The sequence below is a fragment of the Streptococcus sp. IsoGale022 genome (genome assembly GCF_031142805.1).
In the GTDB taxonomy this organism is placed as follows: Bacteria; Bacillota; Bacilli; order Lactobacillales; family Streptococcaceae; genus Streptococcus; species Streptococcus sanguinis_A.
Window position 1 is genome coordinate 66,901 of record NZ_JAKZJI010000007.1, and the last position, 17,326, is coordinate 84,226.

Here is a 17,326-nt window from a genome sequence, read left to right on the forward strand (position 1 = left end):
AGTCTTTGTGAGATAGATATGATAGACTAGTGAAACTAGTCTATTTTTATATTGGGCTTAGTGTGGTCTATTTGGTATTTGGCTACAGGATATTTGCACAGACTGCTCATATTTTAATTGTCAAAAAGGCCGTAGCTTGCTAGTCCAAGCGGAGCAAATTCTTTGTTTTGTTCCAGAATTGTGTTAAAATATTTCATTATCAAGAAAAGGAAGTAATAATAGTGGTTACAACTTATCTTCTGACAACTGGTTGGTATGAGGAGTTCCTCAAGTTCATTCCAGATGGTAAATTATTTAGTTTAAGGGCTGTTTTTGAGGCCATTCCGGGCATTTTTCAAAATCTGCCAATCACCCTTCTTTTGACGGTGGGTGGTGCAGTCTTTGGTATTCTGCTTGCCATGGTTTTTGCTGTTGTCAAGATTAATCGGGTTAAAGTCCTGTATCCGATTCAGGCTTTCTTTGTCAGCTTTCTGAGAGGAACACCGCTACTGGTCCAGCTCATGCTGACCTATTTTGGGATTCCTCTATTGCTGAAGGCCATCAATCAGAAGTATGGCACAAGCTTTAATATCAACGAGATTCCAGCGTCTGTCTTTGCGATTGTTGCCTTTGCTTTCAACGAAGCGGCTTATGCCAGTGAGACCATCCGAGCAGCAATCTTGTCCGTGGATCCGGGAGAAATCGAGGCTGCTCGCAGCTTAGGGATGACCAACAAGCAGGTTTATATGCGTGTCATTATCCCCAATGCAGCAGTAGTAGCGACGCCTAGTCTGATTAATTCCCTGATTGGCTTGACCAAGGGCACTTCTCTGGCCTTTAGTGCTGGTGTAGTGGAAATTTTTGCCAAGGCGCAAGCCATCGCTGGGGCAGACTACCGTTACTTTGAGCGTTTTATCTCGGTTTCGCTGATTTATTGGGCAGTCAATATTCTCATTGAGCAGCTTGGCCGCTGGATTGAAAAGAAGATGGATATCAAGCAGCCGGATAAATTTGAATCGCTTCAGCAAGCAGAAGGAGAAGGGATCTGATGATTAATATTTCACATTTAAGTAAGACTTTTTCAGGTCAAAAGGTTCTGGATGATCTCAGTTTGGATATTCAAAAAGGCGAAGTGGTAGCTTTGATTGGCTCTTCGGGTGCTGGGAAGTCAACCTTCCTCCGTAGTCTCAACTATCTGGAACAGCCAGATAGCGGAAAAATTACTATTGACGGCTTTAAAGTAGATTTTTCAAGGATTTCCAAAGATGAGATTTTGCTGCTGCGTCGCAAGCTAGCTATGGTCTTTCAGCAGTTTAATCTCTTTTCCCGTCGGACAGCTCTGGAAAATGTCAAGGAAGGTCTACTGGTAGTTAAGAAACTGTCTGACCAAGAAGCGACTAAGCTAGCCAAGGAAGAGTTAGCAAAGGTTGGCTTATCATACCGAGAAAATCACTATCCTAGACATTTGTCAGGCGGTCAGAAGCAGCGGGTAGCCTTAGCAAGGGCTTTGGCTATGAAGCCAGATGTTCTTTTGCTAGACGAGCCTACCTCAGCCTTGGATCCTGAGTTAGTCGGAGAAGTTGAGAAATCAATCGCTGATGCAGCCAAGTCTGGTCAGACCATGGTTCTGGTCAGTCATGATATGTCCTTTGTCGCTCAGGTGGCCGACAGGGTGCTCTTTTTGGACAAGGGGAAAATCATAGAGTCTGGGACACCAGATGAGATTATCCATCATCCAAAGGAAGAAAGAACCAAGGAGTTTTTTGCTAGTTACAAACGGACCTATATTTGATATAATAGAGACAGTGAAGGCTCAGTTGGCTAGACCAGCTGAGTTTGTTTTCAGTCTTAGCATACTGTGGAGCAGGCTTTCTTTTCTAGTGGGTGTTTTATATTGACGGCTAGATTTGGAGTTGTTCCCTTTCTATGCACTATGAGGTTGATTGACCTTTGAGGAGTTAACATGTTAGATCAAATATTTGCACTTTATATTGAGAGCTTGCTTTATACTGCAGTCGGTGTAGGGATCATTGCGGGTTTATGGATTGGACTGCGGATGATTCGCCGCAAGGACAAGACGGCCAAGGAGCGCCAGAGTCATCTGTACGATGTCCTTTTGATTGTCATTATGACGATTCCAGTCCTGTCTTTTGCAACGTTGGGCCTGCTCATTGTCCTAAAAGCTTAAATGCTTGTAAAACTGTAGAAAAGTTGTTAGAATAATTCTAGTTACAACAAGGAGAAAGAAGAGTTATGTACGATACAATTATTATTGGAGCTGGGCCTGCCGGCATGACAGCTGCCCTCTATGCAGCCCGCAGCAATCTAAAAGTTGCCCTGTTGGAGCGTGGTATTCCTGGTGGTCAGATGAACAATACTGCTGACATTGAAAACTACCCGGGCTATGCCAATATCAGCGGTCCCGAGCTGGCGGAAAAAATGTTTGAGCCTCTTGAGAATCTGGGTGTTGAACATCTATTTGGCCTAGTAGAAAAAATTGAAGATCGGGGCGATTTCAAGGAAATCATCACAGAAGATGAGCGTTTTGAAGCTAAAACAGTCATCATTGCTTCTGGTGCTAATCATCGTCATCTAGGGGTTTCTGGCGAGGAAGCCTACAACAGCCGTGGGGTTTCCTACTGTGCGGTCTGTGACGGCGCCTTCTTCCGTGATGAAGATCTGCTGGTTGTTGGTGGTGGTGACTCGGCGGTAGAGGAAGCTATTTTCCTGACGCGCTTTGCAAAAAGTGTGACCATTGTTCACCGTCGCGATGAGCTGCGAGCACAAAAAGTGTTGCAGGATCGCGCTTTTGCCAACGAAAAGATTCGCTTTGTCTGGGACTCTGTGGTGGAAAGCATCCATGGTGATGAGCGTAAGGTGACTGGCGTAACCTTTAAGAATGTCAAGACGGGTGAGCTTAGTCAGGCAGAGTTTGGTGGCATCTTCATTTATGTCGGTCTGGATCCGGTTAGTGAATTTGCTAAGGATTTGGGCATTACTGATGAGGCTGGCTGGATTCTAACGGATCATCAGATGAAAACGTCAGTAGCCGGTATTTACGCTGTTGGTGATGTTCGCCAGAAAGACCTGCGCCAGATTACGACAGCTGTTGGTGATGGTGCCATTGCCAGTCAGGAAGCCTACAAATATCTTACAGAGCAAGCATAAAAATATAAGCTAAGCAAGTGTGTCTATTCAGGTGAGTTGACAGGATTTGCTTAGCTTTTTTGGAATTATGATATAATAAAAGATATCTAGCGTAAAGGAGCAAGAAGATGTACCCAGATGATAGTTTAACGTTGCACACTGATTTGTACCAAATCAACATGATGCAGGTTTATTTCAAGCAAAATATTCACAACAAGCATGCGGTTTTTGAAGTTTTTTTCCGTAAGAATCCTTTTAATAACGGCTACGCAGTCTTTGCGGGCTTGGAAAGAATTATTTCCTATCTCAATAATCTAACGTTCAGCCAGAGCGATTTAGATTATTTGCAATCCTTGGGCTATCACGGAGAGTTTTTGGATTATTTACGAAATCTCAAGATGAGCCTGACAGTAAGGTCTGTTCAGGAAGGTGATTTGGTTTTTGCCAATGAGCCAATCGTGCAGGTGGAAGGTCCACTGGCTCAGTGTCAGCTGGTTGAGACTGCTCTGCTCAATATCGTTAATTTTCAGACGCTGATTGCCACCAAGGCAGCTCGTATCCGCTCTGTCATCGAAGATGAGCCTCTGATGGAGTTTGGAACTCGCCGGGCCCAGGAAATGGACGCTGCTATTTGGGGGACTAGGGCTGCTGTGATTGGCGGAGCTAACGGAACCAGCAATGTTCGGGCTGGCAAGCTCTTTGATATTCCTGTTTTAGGAACACATGCCCATGCTCTCGTTCAAGTCTATGGGAATGATTATGAAGCCTTTAAAGCTTATGCTGAGACTCATCATAACTGTGTTTTCTTAGTAGATACCTACGATACACTGCGTCTAGGTGTTCCAGCAGCCATTCGGGTGGCGCGTGAGCTAGGAGACAAGATTAAGTTTCTGGGTGTTCGTATTGACTCAGGAGACCTTGCTTATATTTCTAAGAAAGTTCGGCAGCAATTAGATGAAGCTGGCTTTCCTGATGCTAAGATTTATGCGTCCAATGATTTGGATGAAAATACCATTCTCAACTTGAAAATGCAAAAGGCTAAGATTGATGTCTGGGGCGTGGGTACCAAGTTGATTACAGCCTATGACCAGCCGGCTTTAGGAGCAGTTTATAAGATTGTAGCTATTGAAGATGAGAATGGAGAATTGCGCAATACCATCAAGCTGTCCAATAATGCTGAAAAAGTTTCTACTCCAGGCAAGAAGCAGGTTTGGCGTATTACCAGTCGTGAAAAAGGGAAGTCCGAGGGAGACTACATTACCTATGATGGCCTTGATGTCAATGGTTTGGAAGAGCTGGAAATGTTCCATCCAACCTATACCTATATCAATAAAACTGTCAAAAATTTTGATGCCGTACCGCTTTTGGTCGATATTTTCCAAGAAGGTAATTTAGTCTATGATCAGCTAAGTCTGACCGAAATTCAAGCCTATGCCCGTAAGGAATTTGATAAACTCTGGGATGAGTACAAGCGGGTTCTCAATCCACAGGATTATCCAGTTGACTTGGCTCGAGATATCTGGCAGGATAAGATGGACTTAATTGACCAGATGCGCAAGAAAGCCTACCAGACAGGAGCAGAAAAATGAGTCTACAAGAGGAAATCATCGCTCAACTGGGCGTTAAACCAATCATTGATCCGGAGGAAGAAATCCGCAAGTCGGTGGATTTTCTCAAGGCCTATCTGAAAAAGCACCCTTTTTTGAAAAGTTATGTTTTGGGAATTTCTGGTGGTCAGGACTCAACCTTGGCTGGCCGCTTAGCTCAGCTGGCTGTAGAGGAAATGCGGGCTGAGACTGGTGATAATAGCTACCGCTTTATTGCTGTTCGTCTGCCTTACGGTGTTCAGGTAGATGAAGATGATGCGCAAAAAGCTCTGGCTTTTATCCAGCCCGACGTCAGTTTGACAGTCAATATCAAGGAATCTGCTGATGCCATGACAAAGGCTGTCGAGGCAACGGGTGCCAAAGTCTCTGATTTTAACAAGGGCAATATCAAGGCGCGCAGCCGTATGATTGCCCAGTATGCTTTGGCCGGTTCATACAGCGGAGCTGTCATTGGGACTGATCACGCAGCAGAAAATGTCACAGCCTTTTTCACCAAGTTTGGAGATGGTGGAGCAGATATCTTACCACTTTACCGTCTCAATAAGCGTCAAGGTAAGCAGCTTTTGGCCGCCTTAGGAGCGGATCCGGCTCTCTATGAAAAGGTGCCGACGGCTGATTTGGAAGAAGAAAAGCCTGGGATTGCGGATGAAGTCGCTCTGGGCGTGACTTACAATGAAATTGACGACTACCTCGAAGGCAAGTCCGTTTCAGCCCAAGCCCAAGAAACTATCGAATCATGGTGGCATAAAGGCCAGCACAAACGGCATTTGCCGATTACAGTTTTTGATGAATTTTGGAAGTGAAAATCTCTATCGAATCTTTTTAGTCCGAGCCAAGAAATGAGGAAGCTATGAAAAAGATAGGTACACAGTCCATTGAAACCAAACGTCTTTTACTAAGACCTTTTCTGGAATCGGATGCTCAAGCTATGTATGACAACTGGGCTTGTCGTCCGGATAATTTGCTGCATGTGACCTGGTATGCTCATGAGAGTCCTGAAGTCACCCAACAGTCTATTGCTCGCTGGGTTGAGAATTATCAAAACATGGATTTTTACAAGTGGGCCATCTGTCTGAAAGAAAATCCTGATTCTGTAATCGGGGACATCAGTGTAGTGGACATGGATGAGGCAGTTAATGCTTGCGAGGTCGGTTATATTTTAAGTAAAGACTACTGGGAGCAAGGGCTGATGACAGAAGCTTTGAAAGCTGTTTTAATCTATCTCTTGCAAGATGCAGGATTCAATCGTGTCACAGCAAGATTTGTAACAGCCAATCCAGCTTCGGGACGTGTCATGGCCAAAGCTGGCATGAGCTACGAAGGAACTTTCCGTCAGGCTGTATTTCATAAAGGACGAGTCAAAGATTTTTCCGTCTATGGAATCCTAAGATCTGATTTAGAAAAAGGCTAGGGCTCTTTTGTCCAGCCTTTTTACTTGCACTCCTTTTTTAAAGTTCTATAATAGATGTATAATGACAAGGAGGGTTCTATGCATTCGTTAGAACAAAATTTTACAGATAAGTTGTATGCTGCTTATGAGGCAAATCCCAAGTATGCAGCAATTGAAAATGCCATCAGCCACAATGGCCTTTTGGCTTCCTTAGAGAAGCGAAGCGCTGCCGTGGAAAATACACCTGTCTTTTCGCTGGATCTTACTAAGGACAAGGTTAGCGACCAGAAAGCTTCTGGACGCTGTTGGATGTTTGCAGCTCTTAACACCTTCCGCCACAAGATGATTGCGAACTTTCGACTGGAGGATTTTGAGCTATCTCAAGCCCATACCTTCTTTTGGGATAAATATGAAAAATCCAACTGGTTCTTGGAGCAGGTGATTGCGACGGCTGATCAAGAATTGACTAGCCGTAAGGTTAAGTTTCTCTTAGACACGCCTCAGCAGGATGGCGGTCAATGGGATATGGTTGTTTCCCTCTTTGAGAAATACGGAGTTGTGCCTAAGTCGGTTTATCCAGAGTCGATTTCTTCTAGCAGCAGCCGCGAGCTCAATCAGATTCTCAATAAACTCCTGCGTCAAGATGCGCAGATTTTGCGAGAATTAAGAGCGAAAGGGGCAGAATCGGCTGAACTTCAAACTAAAAAAGAAGAACTCCTACAGGAAGTCTTTAACTTTCTAGCTATGAATTTAGGCTTGCCGCCTCGCCAGTTTGACTTTGCCTATCGAGATAAGGACAATCATTTCCATGGTGAGAGCGGATTGACACCTCTGACTTTCTATCAAAAATATGTCGACCTCAAGCTAGATGACTATGTTTCTATCATCAATGCGCCGACTGCAGACAAGCCTTATGGTCGGTCTTATACGGTTGAGATGTTGGGCAATGTCGTTGGCAGCAAGCCCGTTCGTTATTTGAATGTTGAAATGGACCGACTAAAAGAGCTGGCTATCGCTCAAATGCAGGCTGGCGAGACCGTTTGGTTTGGCTCGGATGTAGGTCAGTCTAGCAATCGTAAGGCCGGTGTTATGGCAGAAGGAATGCACGATTTCACTGCCAGCATGGATATTCGACTGACTCAGGATAAGGCTGGCCGCTTGGACTATAGCGAAAGCCTCATGACCCATGCCATGGTCTTGACAGGGGTGGATTTGGATGAAAATGGCAAGGCTAAGAAATGGAAGGTCGAAAACTCCTGGGGTGAAAAGGTTGGTAACAAGGGATATTTCGTAGCCTCTGACGCTTGGATGGATGAATATACCTATCAAATCGTCGTTCGTAAAGAGTTTCTGACAGTAGCTGAATTAGCAGCATATGAAGCAGAGCCACTTGTGCTAGCCCCATGGGATCCCATGGGGGCTTTGGCAAAGTAAGCTTTGATGATAGAATAAGAAAAGAGTAAGAATTTTTCATTCTTACTCTTTTAGTTTGTATTCTAATCTTCGTCTCTCTAGTCATTTCCACCATCACCGGAAGTTGAGTCATTGTGGCTAGAAGAGCTATTGTTTGAATCGCCAGAATGCTCACTGGAAGCTGATGTGTCAGAGCTAGCTTCTGTACTGTAACTGCTATAGCTAGAATAGTTATAGTACTGCTGGTTATTGTAGTAACGGTTATAGCCAGTACCACTGTTGAGGTAGACATAAGAGCCACTGCGGTAGAGACCATCTGGCATTTCCCAATCTTCTGAAGCAGAGCCATCTTGAGCTAGGTAAAGCATCATTTCGCGGTAGACATCTGTTGCAACCTTAACCCCGTCATCAAGGATTGGTGTCAGACGGTTAGAGTAGCCAGTCCAAACAGCCATTGAATACTTAGGTGTGTAACCAACGAAGAGCTCGTCTGGTGTGACAATGCTAGAGTAGTAGTAAGGCTTGGTCAGTTTGGCTAATTCATCATCAGCATAGTTGGAGGTTCCAGTCTTACCAGCCTGATAAACACCAGAAATGGCAGCGTTTGTACCTGTACCAGACTGCAAGACTGTTTTCATCATATCGGTCATCATGTAGGCTGTCGTTTCCTTCATAGCCTTGGAACCATTGTTGGAGAAGGTCTTCTCCGTTCCGTCACTGAAAACGACGCGATTGACATACTGAGGTTTGTAGTAAGTACCGCCATTGGCAAAAGCAGCATAGGCAGCAGCCATTTTTTCACTGCTGGCTCCGTACTCGTTGCCGGATTTGCTGGTATTACTTGAAAAGGCATTAACATAGAACATTTCAGGATAGTTAATCCCTATCCGATTCAGGAACTTGAGGGATTCATCCAGACCAACGGCTTCCAGCGTTTTCACAGCAGGAACGTTACGGGATTTCTGAATCGCGTATTGAATCGTCATCCCGCCATAGTATTTCTTATCCCAGTTATAAACTGGTGTGCTGGAATACGGGAAGTTATATGGAGCATCTGTGATAGGAGCAGCAGTTGAAGTATAGACTTCATTTTCAAGAGCTGGAGCGTAATCTGTGATTGGCTTCATAGTTGAACCGAAGTCACGGTTGGTTTCAACAGCTTGGTTGGTACCAAAGGATACGTTGGTAGACTGGTGACGGGCACCGAGTTGGGCAATGACTTTACCAGTTTGGACATCCATAACGGTGGAGGCAACCTGCATTTCATCATCTGGATAAGCTACATAGTCTTCAGTATTGTAAATATCCCAGAGTTTTTGTTGAGCCTCTGTGTTGACGTTTGTATAGACTTCCATACCAGTTGTCAGGACATTGTAACCAGTTTCTTCTTCAACCTGTTCAATTGCTTCTTTGATATAGTTATCCATGTAAGCTGGGTAGCTAGTAGAAGCTTTCAGACTTTGAAGCCCATCGGTTACAGGTGTGTTTTTGGCTTGCTCATACTGTTCATCTGTGATGTATTTGAGATCGTGCATCTCACGAAGTACCAGATTACGGCGATTGGTTGCAGCCTCTGGATGGGTGTAGGGGTCGTATTGATTTGGTGCCTGAGGCATACCTGCCAGCAGAGCCGTTTGGTGTAAGCTCAAATCTTTTAGGTCCTTGCCATAGTAGCTTCGGGCTGCTGTCTGCATACCGTAGTTACTGTTAGACATGTAGACTTTATTGACATAATAGGTCAATATTTGCTGCTTGGTCGCTTTCCGCTCGAGCTGAGCAGCCAGCCAAGCTTCTTGGATTTTACGTGAAAGGGTCGCGTCCGAAGAAGAAGTTGAGAAATAGGACAACTTAATCAACTGCTGGGTCAGAGTTGATCCCCCTTGACGGCCCCCGCCACGGATGTTACTGATAAGGGCACCTGCAATCCGAATAAAGTCCACTCCGCGGTGATTGAAGAAGCGATGGTCTTCAATGGCGACAATGGCGTTAACCAAATCCGTAGGTATTTCACTTGTTTCAGCATTGACCCGCTTTTCAGCGCCTAGGTCCGCAATCAAATTGTTATTGCTGTCAAAAATCTTACTGGATGTGGTCGCGATCAGGTCTTTTTCAGAAAGCTTGGGAGCCTTGACAGCATAGTAGGTAAATACCAAACAGCCAATCACGAATCCAATCATAAGCAGGGTTATAAGTGCACTTGCAAGATATTTTAAAGCCTGCATAAGAGTTTGTTTATTCATTTATAATACCACCTAGTAGTTTTTGTTCGATAATTTCAAGATAAGGGATGCTGGGAAGCTGCTGCATTTCAATCGGATAGCCATGCTCTTGAATATAGCTTAAGGGCATGGACTTCCCTCCCTTGTCGATCTTGTAAAACTCAATTAAATAAGAAGCGGGAAGCAGGTAAGTCTCCCTTAAGCTGGAAAAATGCAGTAAGACAAAGCAGATGCCCTTTTGCTCAAGGACAGCCTCCATGTGCTCAATCTGATGCGAATGAAAATTTTTCATGGGCATCGATTTTTTCTGTCGGGTTTCCTTGGCTTCAAAGTCAATATAATGGCCCTTGTAGACACCAGAATAGTCTGTTGTGGAAGCTTGCCGAAAGTAAGCCTCTACAATCTTGGCTCGGCTACGGTGCGGATAATCAACCTTGACAATCTGAATGGGGGTGGGCTTTTTATGGATGACTGCGAGTCCTCTGCTTAGATAGTAGTTGTTGGATTCGTTGATCATCTTTTCAAAAGACATCCCACGATTGGCAAAGTTAATCATGCCGGAAACTGGCCTATTGATACTGCTTTTTGCCTTTAACTTATGCGGATAGTTGACCATAAAACTCCTTATTGGTACAATAGCATCACTCTATTATACCACAAAAAACTTTTTTAAGGGAGAATAAATGACAAGTCTACTAATAACAGGCTACAAAGCCTTTGAAATCGGCATTTCGACGGAAAAAGATATGAGAATAAACATCATAAAAGAAGCCGCTAAAAGGGACTTAATCCGTTTTTTGGAAGATGGAGTGGATTGGCTGGTTTTTATGGGCAATCTGGGCTTTGAGTCTTGGGTCTTGGAGCTGGCTGATGACTTGAAAAAGGACTATGAATTTCAGACGGCAACCATCTTTCTCTTTGAGAATCAAGGTGAAAATTGGAACGAAGCTAATCAGGTAAAATTAGCTGCTTTTAAGCAGACGGATTTCGTCAAGTATGCTTATCCGACCTACCAAAATCCTAGTCAGTTTCGTGATTACAATCAATTCATCATTCAAAATACGGACGGAGCCTACCTGTTTTATGATGAAGAACAGGAGTCAAAACTGAAATATCTTTACCAAGAAATGAAAAAACAAGAACAATATTTTATCAAAAAATTAACATTTGATGACCTGAATGAAGTAGCCGAAAATTTTTCGGGAAATTAGATGATAAATCTTGATTTTTATAGTGCATTTTGTTTATAATTGAATATGACAAACTAGATTGGAGAGAGAAGATGGCAAGTATTATTTTTACAGCAAAAGATATTTTTGATCAGGATTTTAAACGCGAAGTACGTGGCTATAGTAAGTCCGAAGTGGATGAGTTTTTGGACGATATTATCAAGGATTATGAGACTTATGCAGCCTTGGTAAAGGAGCTGCGTGAGGAAAATCGCCGTCTCAAGGAAGAGTTAGCTGCGAAGCCGGTTGAAAAAGCACCAGTTCAGCCGACTCAGCCTGTCCAATCAACACAAGCGACTCAGTCGACTGTGGAAAGCTTCCCACAGATGACTTCTGCGACTAACTTTGATATCTTGAAGCGCTTGAACCGTCTTGAAAAGGAAGTATTTGGGAAACAAATTCTGGATCGTGAATAATGGTTCTTTTAGAACAGTGCAATTTTTGGATAATCGCGTGGAAATTTTAGATTTTCATGAGGAAAGTCCATGCTAGCACTGGCTGTGATGCCGGTAGTGTTTGTGCTAGGCGAAGAAATAAGCCTAGGGACGGATTTTTCCGTTACGGCGGCTGAAAGGGCTAAGTCTTTGGATATGTCTAATTAGGTCTGAAAGTGCCACAGTGACGTAGTTCTTTTGGAAACAGAAGAAGTGGAACGCGGTAAACCCCTCAAGCTAGCAACCCAAACTTTGGTCGGGGCATGGAGTGCGTGGAAGCGAACATAGCACTCTGACTGGAAACAGTAGACAGATGATTATCGAAGGAAATGGTACCTAGTCATTTCTGGAACAAAACATGGCTTACAGAAAATTGCATATAGGCTGAGGCTGGGACGGCAAGTCCTGTCCTCTTTAAATTTTATAATAGAATAGCAAGAGAGTGGCTGAGCGCTCTATTCTCTGCCAAGTTCAACTAGCTGTTGCTTCATTTGTTTAATGGACATTTCAAGTAATGAGCTAGCTGACAAATGGCAGCGTAACCTTCTCAGCCCAAAATTTAAAAAGGGAGAGTGAGGAAAATCGATGTGACGAAATCACGATTTTTGTCTCACTCCCTTTGTTTGTATAGATTGGAATCCATTAGAAGCCGAGATGAAAGAAAAATTTAATTTAATTGCGACCGCAGCGGCAGGACTGGAAGCTGTTGTCGGCCGTGAAATCAGAGAGCTGGGGCTTGATTGTCAGGTCGAAAATGGCCGGGTTCGCTTCGAGGGTGATGTCAGTACGATTATTCAAACCAATCTCTGGCTGCGCGCGGCCGATCGGATTAAGATTGTAGTTGGCAGTTTTCCGGCTAAGACTTTCGAAGAGCTCTTTCAGGGAGTTTTTGCTCTGGATTGGGAGAATTATCTACCTCTGGGAGCTAAATTTCCTATTTCCAAGGCCAAATGTGTCAGGTCAAAACTTCACAATGAGCCTAGTGTTCAGGCTATTTCTAAAAAGGCAGTTGTCAAGAAGCTGCAGAAGCATTATGCACGTCCGGAAGGGGTGCCCCTGCAGGAAAATGGAGCTGAGTTTAGGATAGAGGTTTCTATCCTAAAAGATGTAGCGACAGTCATGATTGATACGACAGGGTCCAGCCTCTTCAAACGTGGTTATCGGGCTGATAAAGGTGGTGCACCGATTAAGGAGAATATGGCAGCGGCCATTTTACTCCTGTCCAATTGGTATCCAGATAAGCCTTTGATTGACCCGACTTGCGGCTCTGGTACCTTTTGTATCGAGGCAGCCATGATCGGGATGAAGATAGCGCCAGGACTCCATCGTTCCTTTGCCTTTGAAGACTGGAATTGGGTGGATAAAGACCTGGTAGCCCAGGCTCGCTCAACTGCACTCAGTCAGATTGATCAGACCATCCAGCTGGATATTTCTGGCTCGGATATCGATGGCCGTATGGTAGAGCTAGCTCGAAAAAATGCTGAGCAAGCAGGAGTGGCAGAGCAGATTCACTTTAAGCAGATGCGTCTGCAAGATTTGCATACAGATAAGATCAACGGTGTGATTATCTCTAATCCGCCATACGGGGAGCGCCTCCTAGATGATGAGGCTGTGACTCAGCTTTATCAGGAGATGGGAGAAACCTTTGCTCCGCTCAAAACCTGGAGCAAATTTATCCTGACCAGCGATGAAGCTTTTGAAAGCAAATACGTCAGTCAGGCCGATAAAAAACGCAAACTTTATAATGGTACTTTAAAAGTTGATTTATATCAGTATTTTGGCCAGCGTGTCAAACGTCAGTTAGATTAGAAAGGATTTGCCGTGACGAAAGAAGAAAACTACTCACCGGAAGAAGAAAAGAAAGAGTCAGTCCTTGATTTTGAAGAGGCCAAGGAAATGACAGTCGGCCAAGCTACTCGTAAGAAAGAGGAGGTGGAAGCCGGTGTGAATGAAAGCGATAATGTGCTGGATAAGTATATAAAGCAGCACCGTCAGGAAATCGAAGCTGGAAAATTTGAAACCCAGAAAATCAGAAAGGTGCAGGAGCTGGAAGCGGCTCAGGCTGAGCAAGCCTCTTCTGATTTGACCGACTTCATCAAAGAAAGACGGCAAGAGGTTGAAAGTGAACAGGAGATTCCAACAGCTCAGTCGACAGGCACTGAGACTGCAAGTGAGCCAGAAGCAACTCCAAACCCCTTAGGTTCTCGCAGTCAACGCTCAGAGCAGGCGGATTCGATTCCTGCTGCTCCCGTTCAAAAGACATCTTACGGTCCTATTCCGGAGCCGCTTGATGAGAAGGAATTACAGGTTCCTAAGACACCTTTCTACAAGAAAAAAGCTTTCCTTTATCCAGTTTTAGGACTTTTCGGGATTGCTGTAGCGGGCACAGGGCTTTACTTTGCTCTGGGGCATAATTGGGGTCACAAGACCGTTACAAGCTCTAGCTCTTCAACATCGCAGTCCAGCAAAAAGAGCTCGTCTTCCTCTAGCTCTGATAATACTGCCAAGAATTTGAAGGCCTTTAATGATGAATATGCTGCATTTTTCACAGATAGCAATCAGACAGCTGTCAAAAACAGTAAATTCGGCGACTTGGAAAAATTAAAAACATTACTTGAAAAGCTAAAAGGCAGCAAAGACTATGATGCCGCTAAGAGCAAGTATGATTCCCTAGTGAAACAAATTTCAGCTATCCAAAGTGTCAATTCGCAGTTTGATGGCGGAGCGATCACTGACGGTGTCTTGAACAAGGATGCCAAGGCGAATACAAATGCGACCTTCTCAGATGTATCAAGTGGCAATGCTAAGTTAGATGAAGTTCTAAAGGCAGCAATTGCCCAAGGACGTAGTCAACAGGTACCAACACCAGCTCCTGCTACTGATCAGGGAGGCACTGGTGCGGGTACAAGCGGCGGTTCAAGCTCGTCTGCTTCTGGTTCAGGGGGTTCTAACTCTTACTCTGGCTATGGTCTTCCTAGCAACGGAGTAAATCTGCAGAGAGATCTCAGTCGTGTTCCTTATAATCAAGCAGCTATTGATGACGTCAACAATCCAGCTTGGACATTCAATCCTGGTGTTCTGGAGAAGATTTTGCAAACTTCTCGTGAGCGCGGCTACATTTCTGGAGACAACTATATTCTGGAACGCGTTAATATTATCAAAGGAAACGGCTACTACAACCTCTTCAAACCAGACGGCACCTATCTCTTCAGTATCAACTGTAAGACTGGATACTTCGTCGGAAATGGTCCGGGTCATGCTGACTCGCTTGATTTCTAGTTGTCTTTGAACATTTCTTCAGCAGCTGGCTTTATAGCTTGTTGATGGATTTCATTATACATTCACAAAAAAAGTTCTCGATTTCGAGAACTTTTTGCTTTTTTAAATCACATGGCGTTCAAAGGCATCATCAGAAATCTCTTGGCTGAGAATAAGTTTAGCCCATTCTTTAGCGGAGAAGAGGCTGTGATCTTTATAGTTTCCGCAGGATTCAATGGTTGTTCCAGGGACATCTTCCCAGCTAGTTGTTTCAACAATTTCTTCCAGACAGGATTTGATGACCTGAGCAATCTGGCTGGAACTGTGTTGGCCCCACATAATCATATGAAAACCAGTGCGGCAGCCAAAAGGTGAGCAGTCAATCATACCATCAATGCGCTTGCGAATCAGCATGGCCAGCAAATGCTCGATGGTATGCAGACCGGCTGTCGGAATGGAATCTTCATTGGGCTGAACTAAACGGATATCAAAATTGGAAATGATGTCTCCTTTAGGGCCGGTTTCCTCTCCGATGAGACGAACGTAAGGCGCTTTGACAATGGTGTGATCCAGCTCAAAGCTTTCAACGATAACTTCTTTAGACATGGTTTCTCCTTTACAATTTAGCAAGTGCGAGAAGGTTTTTCTATTGATATCAAGCCATAAGTTTGTCTTGTTCGCGAAGAAAAAGCCTGTCTCAAAGACACATTTTCTTCTCTGATTATAGCATAAAAAAATTTTATTTGGGAATAAAGTTTAGGTTTTAGGAAAATGAAAAAAATGAACAACCTTGCTTATGGTTTGAAAAAAGTTTTGGTGTTCAGGCTTCTACAAACTTTGAAGATTTTGTCTCTAAAAAATGGACAAAAGCTTTCTTGAATTTCAAAAAATAGGTTTGTGAATTTTTTAGATTTGTGATAGAATAGTATGGAATTTTGAATTCAACAATTAAATAGATTTGGAGTAAAAACATGGGCCTATTTCCTATAATTATGTCTGTTTTTGCTGCCATCATTGGTTTAGTGATTGGATATGTAAGTGTCTCGGCTAAGATGAAATCATCTAAAGAAGCTGCAGAGCTTACTCTTTTAAATGCTGAACAAGAAGCAACCAATTTACGCGGACAAGCTGAACGTGAAGCTGATTTGATTATCAAAGAAGCCAAGCGGGAAACAAGTTCGCTTAAAAAAGAAGCACTTTTGGAGGCAAAAGAAGAAGCCAGAAAATATCGTGAACAAGTTGATGCAGAATTTAAGTCTGAGCGTCAAGAGTTGAAACAAATCGAAAGCCGCCTGACAGAGCGTGCTTCTACCCTTGACCGCAAAGACGATAATTTGAGCAACAAAGAAAAGGCTTTGGAGCAAAAAGAACAAAGTCTCTCAGATAAATCTAAACACATTGATGCGCGTGAAGAACAAGTAGCGGAACTTGAAAAGCAGAAGGCAGCAGAGCTGGAGCGAGTTGCTTCGCTATCGCAGACAGAAGCGCGTGATATTATTTTGACGCAGACCGAAGACAAGCTTTCTAAAGAGATTGCAACTAGGATTCGGGATGCGGAGCAAGATATCAAAGAGCGGTCTGATAAGGTTGCGAAGAATATCTTGGTCCAAGCTATGCAGCGGATTGCTGGTGATTATGTCGCTGAGCAAACCAATTCAACGGTGCATCTGCCAGATGACAGTATGAAAGGGCGGATTATTGGCCGGGAAGGTCGCAATATTCGGACTTTTGAAAGCCTAACTGGTATTGATGTCATCATTGATGATACGCCTGAAGTGGTTACTCTCTCAGGATTCGATCCGATTCGCCGTGAAATCGCTCGAATGACCATGGAAGCACTCTTGAAAGATGGTCGCATTCATCCAGCCCGCATCGAGGAGTTGGTTGAGAAGAACCGTCTGGAAATTGACAATCGCATCCGTGAGTATGGGGAAGCTGCAGCTTATGAAATCGGAGCTCCTAACCTGCATCCTGATTTGATGAAAATCATGGGTCGCTTGCAGTTCCGTACTTCTTATGGTCAGAACGTCCTTCGGCACTCTATTGAGGTTGCCAAGCTTTCCGGTATTATCGCTGGTGAGCTTGGTGAAAATGCCAATTTAGCCCGCCGTGCTGGATTCCTCCATGATATTGGCAAGTCTATCGACCGTGAGGTTGAAGGCAGCCACGTGGAAATCGGGACAGAACTGGCTCGTAAGTACAAGGAGCATCCAATCGTTGTTAATACCATTGCCAGCCACCACGGGGATGTGGAAGCAGAAAGTGTCATTGCTGTTATCGTAGCTGCTGCAGACGCTCTCAGTGCCGCTCGGCCAGGTGCCCGTAGTGAATCTCTGGAAAGCTATATCAAGCGTCTCCAAGATTTGGAAGAAATCGCTAATAGCTTCAAGGGTGTCAAGAACAGCTTTGCTTTACAAGCTGGCCGGGAAATCCGGATTATGGTTCAGCCGGACAAGATTAAGGATGACAAGATTACGATTTTGGCGCACGATGTTCGTGAAAAAATCGAAAACAACTTGGAATATCCAGGCAATATCAAGGTAACGGTTATTCGTGAGATGCGTGCCGTCGACTACGCAAAATAAAGAAGAAATGCAGTCTGATAACAGATTGCTTTTTTCTTAAATTATCTGCTGGTCTATTTTGTTTT

General features: G+C 44.0%; 16 protein-coding genes and 1 other RNA gene. 14 read left to right on the forward strand and 3 right to left on the reverse strand.

Translation table 11 applies throughout. The annotated features are described in order from the left end of the window. The first annotated feature begins 218 nt into the window (after window positions 1-218). The 8 genes from RG608_RS05275 to pepC all read left to right on the forward strand — a co-directional run bounded on the left by RG608_RS05275 (window position 219) and on the right by pepC (window position 7,557). Complete coding sequence (locus RG608_RS05275; protein WP_308946683.1) at window positions 219-1,028, forward strand: amino acid ABC transporter permease; 810 nt, start codon at window positions 219-221, stop codon at window positions 1,026-1,028. Continuing rightward, a complete protein-coding gene (locus tag RG608_RS05280) occupies window positions 1,028-1,771 on the forward strand; it encodes an amino acid ABC transporter ATP-binding protein (protein ID WP_308946657.1) in 744 nt (247 codons plus the stop codon). The genes RG608_RS05275 and RG608_RS05280 overlap by 1 nt, the downstream gene beginning before the upstream one ends. 171 nt (window positions 1,772-1,942) lie before the next feature. Beyond that, window positions 1,943-2,167: a DUF4059 family protein gene (locus RG608_RS05285; protein WP_002893522.1), complete on the forward strand. Its 225-nt coding sequence runs from the start codon at window positions 1,943-1,945 to the stop codon at window positions 2,165-2,167. 65 nt (window positions 2,168-2,232) lie between these two features. Further along, complete coding sequence (gene trxB, locus RG608_RS05290) at window positions 2,233-3,147, forward strand: thioredoxin-disulfide reductase (RefSeq protein WP_308946658.1); 915 nt, start codon at window positions 2,233-2,235, stop codon at window positions 3,145-3,147. Window positions 3,148-3,254: 107 nt separating this feature from the next. Continuing rightward, window positions 3,255-4,715 (forward strand): nicotinate phosphoribosyltransferase, encoded by a 1,461-nt coding sequence (locus RG608_RS05295; protein WP_308946659.1) that lies wholly within the window; start codon window positions 3,255-3,257, stop codon window positions 4,713-4,715. Next, complete coding sequence (nadE, locus tag RG608_RS05300; protein WP_308946660.1) at window positions 4,712-5,536, forward strand: ammonia-dependent NAD(+) synthetase; 825 nt, start codon at window positions 4,712-4,714, stop codon at window positions 5,534-5,536. Before RG608_RS05295 ends, nadE begins: the two co-directional genes overlap by 4 nt. Before the next feature lie 47 nt (window positions 5,537-5,583). Beyond that, entirely contained in the window at window positions 5,584-6,144 is a 561-nt protein-coding gene (locus RG608_RS05305) for a GNAT family protein (protein WP_308946661.1), read from the forward strand. Window positions 6,145-6,222: 78 nt separating this feature from the next. Beyond that, window positions 6,223-7,557: an aminopeptidase C gene (pepC, locus tag RG608_RS05310; RefSeq protein WP_308946663.1), complete on the forward strand. Its 1,335-nt coding sequence runs from the start codon at window positions 6,223-6,225 to the stop codon at window positions 7,555-7,557. 77 nt (window positions 7,558-7,634) lie between these two features. Here the strand turns inward: pepC and pbp1a are convergent, their stop codons facing one another. Beyond that, window positions 7,635-9,776: a penicillin-binding protein PBP1A gene (pbp1a, locus tag RG608_RS05315; protein WP_308946664.1), complete on the reverse strand. Its 2,142-nt coding sequence runs from the start codon at window positions 9,774-9,776 to the stop codon at window positions 7,635-7,637. Further along, window positions 9,769-10,371, reverse strand: a complete 603-nt coding sequence (gene recU, locus RG608_RS05320; RefSeq protein WP_002908157.1) for a Holliday junction resolvase RecU — start codon at window positions 10,369-10,371, stop codon at window positions 9,769-9,771. The genes pbp1a and recU overlap by 8 nt, the downstream gene beginning before the upstream one ends. Window positions 10,372-10,438: 67 nt before the next feature. Between recU and RG608_RS05325 the strand changes: the two genes are divergently transcribed. The 5 genes from RG608_RS05325 to RG608_RS05345 all read left to right on the forward strand — a co-directional run bounded on the left by RG608_RS05325 (window position 10,439) and on the right by RG608_RS05345 (window position 14,697). After that, the gene (locus tag RG608_RS05325) at window positions 10,439-10,966 is read left to right on the forward strand and encodes a DUF1273 domain-containing protein (RefSeq protein WP_308946665.1); all 528 of its coding nucleotides are present in this window, start codon (window positions 10,439-10,441) and stop codon (window positions 10,964-10,966) included. 71 nt (window positions 10,967-11,037) lie between these two features. After that, window positions 11,038-11,400: a cell division regulator GpsB gene (gpsB, locus tag RG608_RS05330; RefSeq protein WP_050540601.1), complete on the forward strand. Its 363-nt coding sequence runs from the start codon at window positions 11,038-11,040 to the stop codon at window positions 11,398-11,400. A 21-nt stretch (window positions 11,401-11,421) separates the two neighbouring features. Continuing rightward, window positions 11,422-11,789: RNase P RNA component class B (rnpB, locus tag RG608_RS05335), an RNA gene on the forward strand. 283 nt (window positions 11,790-12,072) lie between these two features. After that, the gene (locus tag RG608_RS05340; RefSeq protein ID WP_308946666.1) at window positions 12,073-13,227 is read left to right on the forward strand and encodes a class I SAM-dependent RNA methyltransferase; all 1,155 of its coding nucleotides are present in this window, start codon (window positions 12,073-12,075) and stop codon (window positions 13,225-13,227) included. A 12-nt stretch (window positions 13,228-13,239) separates the two neighbouring features. After that, complete coding sequence (locus RG608_RS05345) at window positions 13,240-14,697, forward strand: cell division site-positioning protein MapZ family protein (RefSeq protein WP_308946667.1); 1,458 nt, start codon at window positions 13,240-13,242, stop codon at window positions 14,695-14,697. 102 nt (window positions 14,698-14,799) lie between these two features. Here RG608_RS05345 and RG608_RS05350 read toward each other — a convergent pair whose 3' ends face one another. Further along, complete coding sequence (locus tag RG608_RS05350; RefSeq protein ID WP_308946668.1) at window positions 14,800-15,282, reverse strand: S-ribosylhomocysteine lyase; 483 nt, start codon at window positions 15,280-15,282, stop codon at window positions 14,800-14,802. 365 nt (window positions 15,283-15,647) lie between these two features. Between RG608_RS05350 and RG608_RS05355 the strand changes: the two genes are divergently transcribed. Next, on the forward strand, window positions 15,648-17,261 hold the full coding sequence (locus RG608_RS05355; protein ID WP_308946669.1) for a ribonuclease Y: 1,614 nt from the start codon (window positions 15,648-15,650) through the stop codon (window positions 17,259-17,261). The last annotated feature ends 65 nt before the right edge of the window (window positions 17,262-17,326 follow it).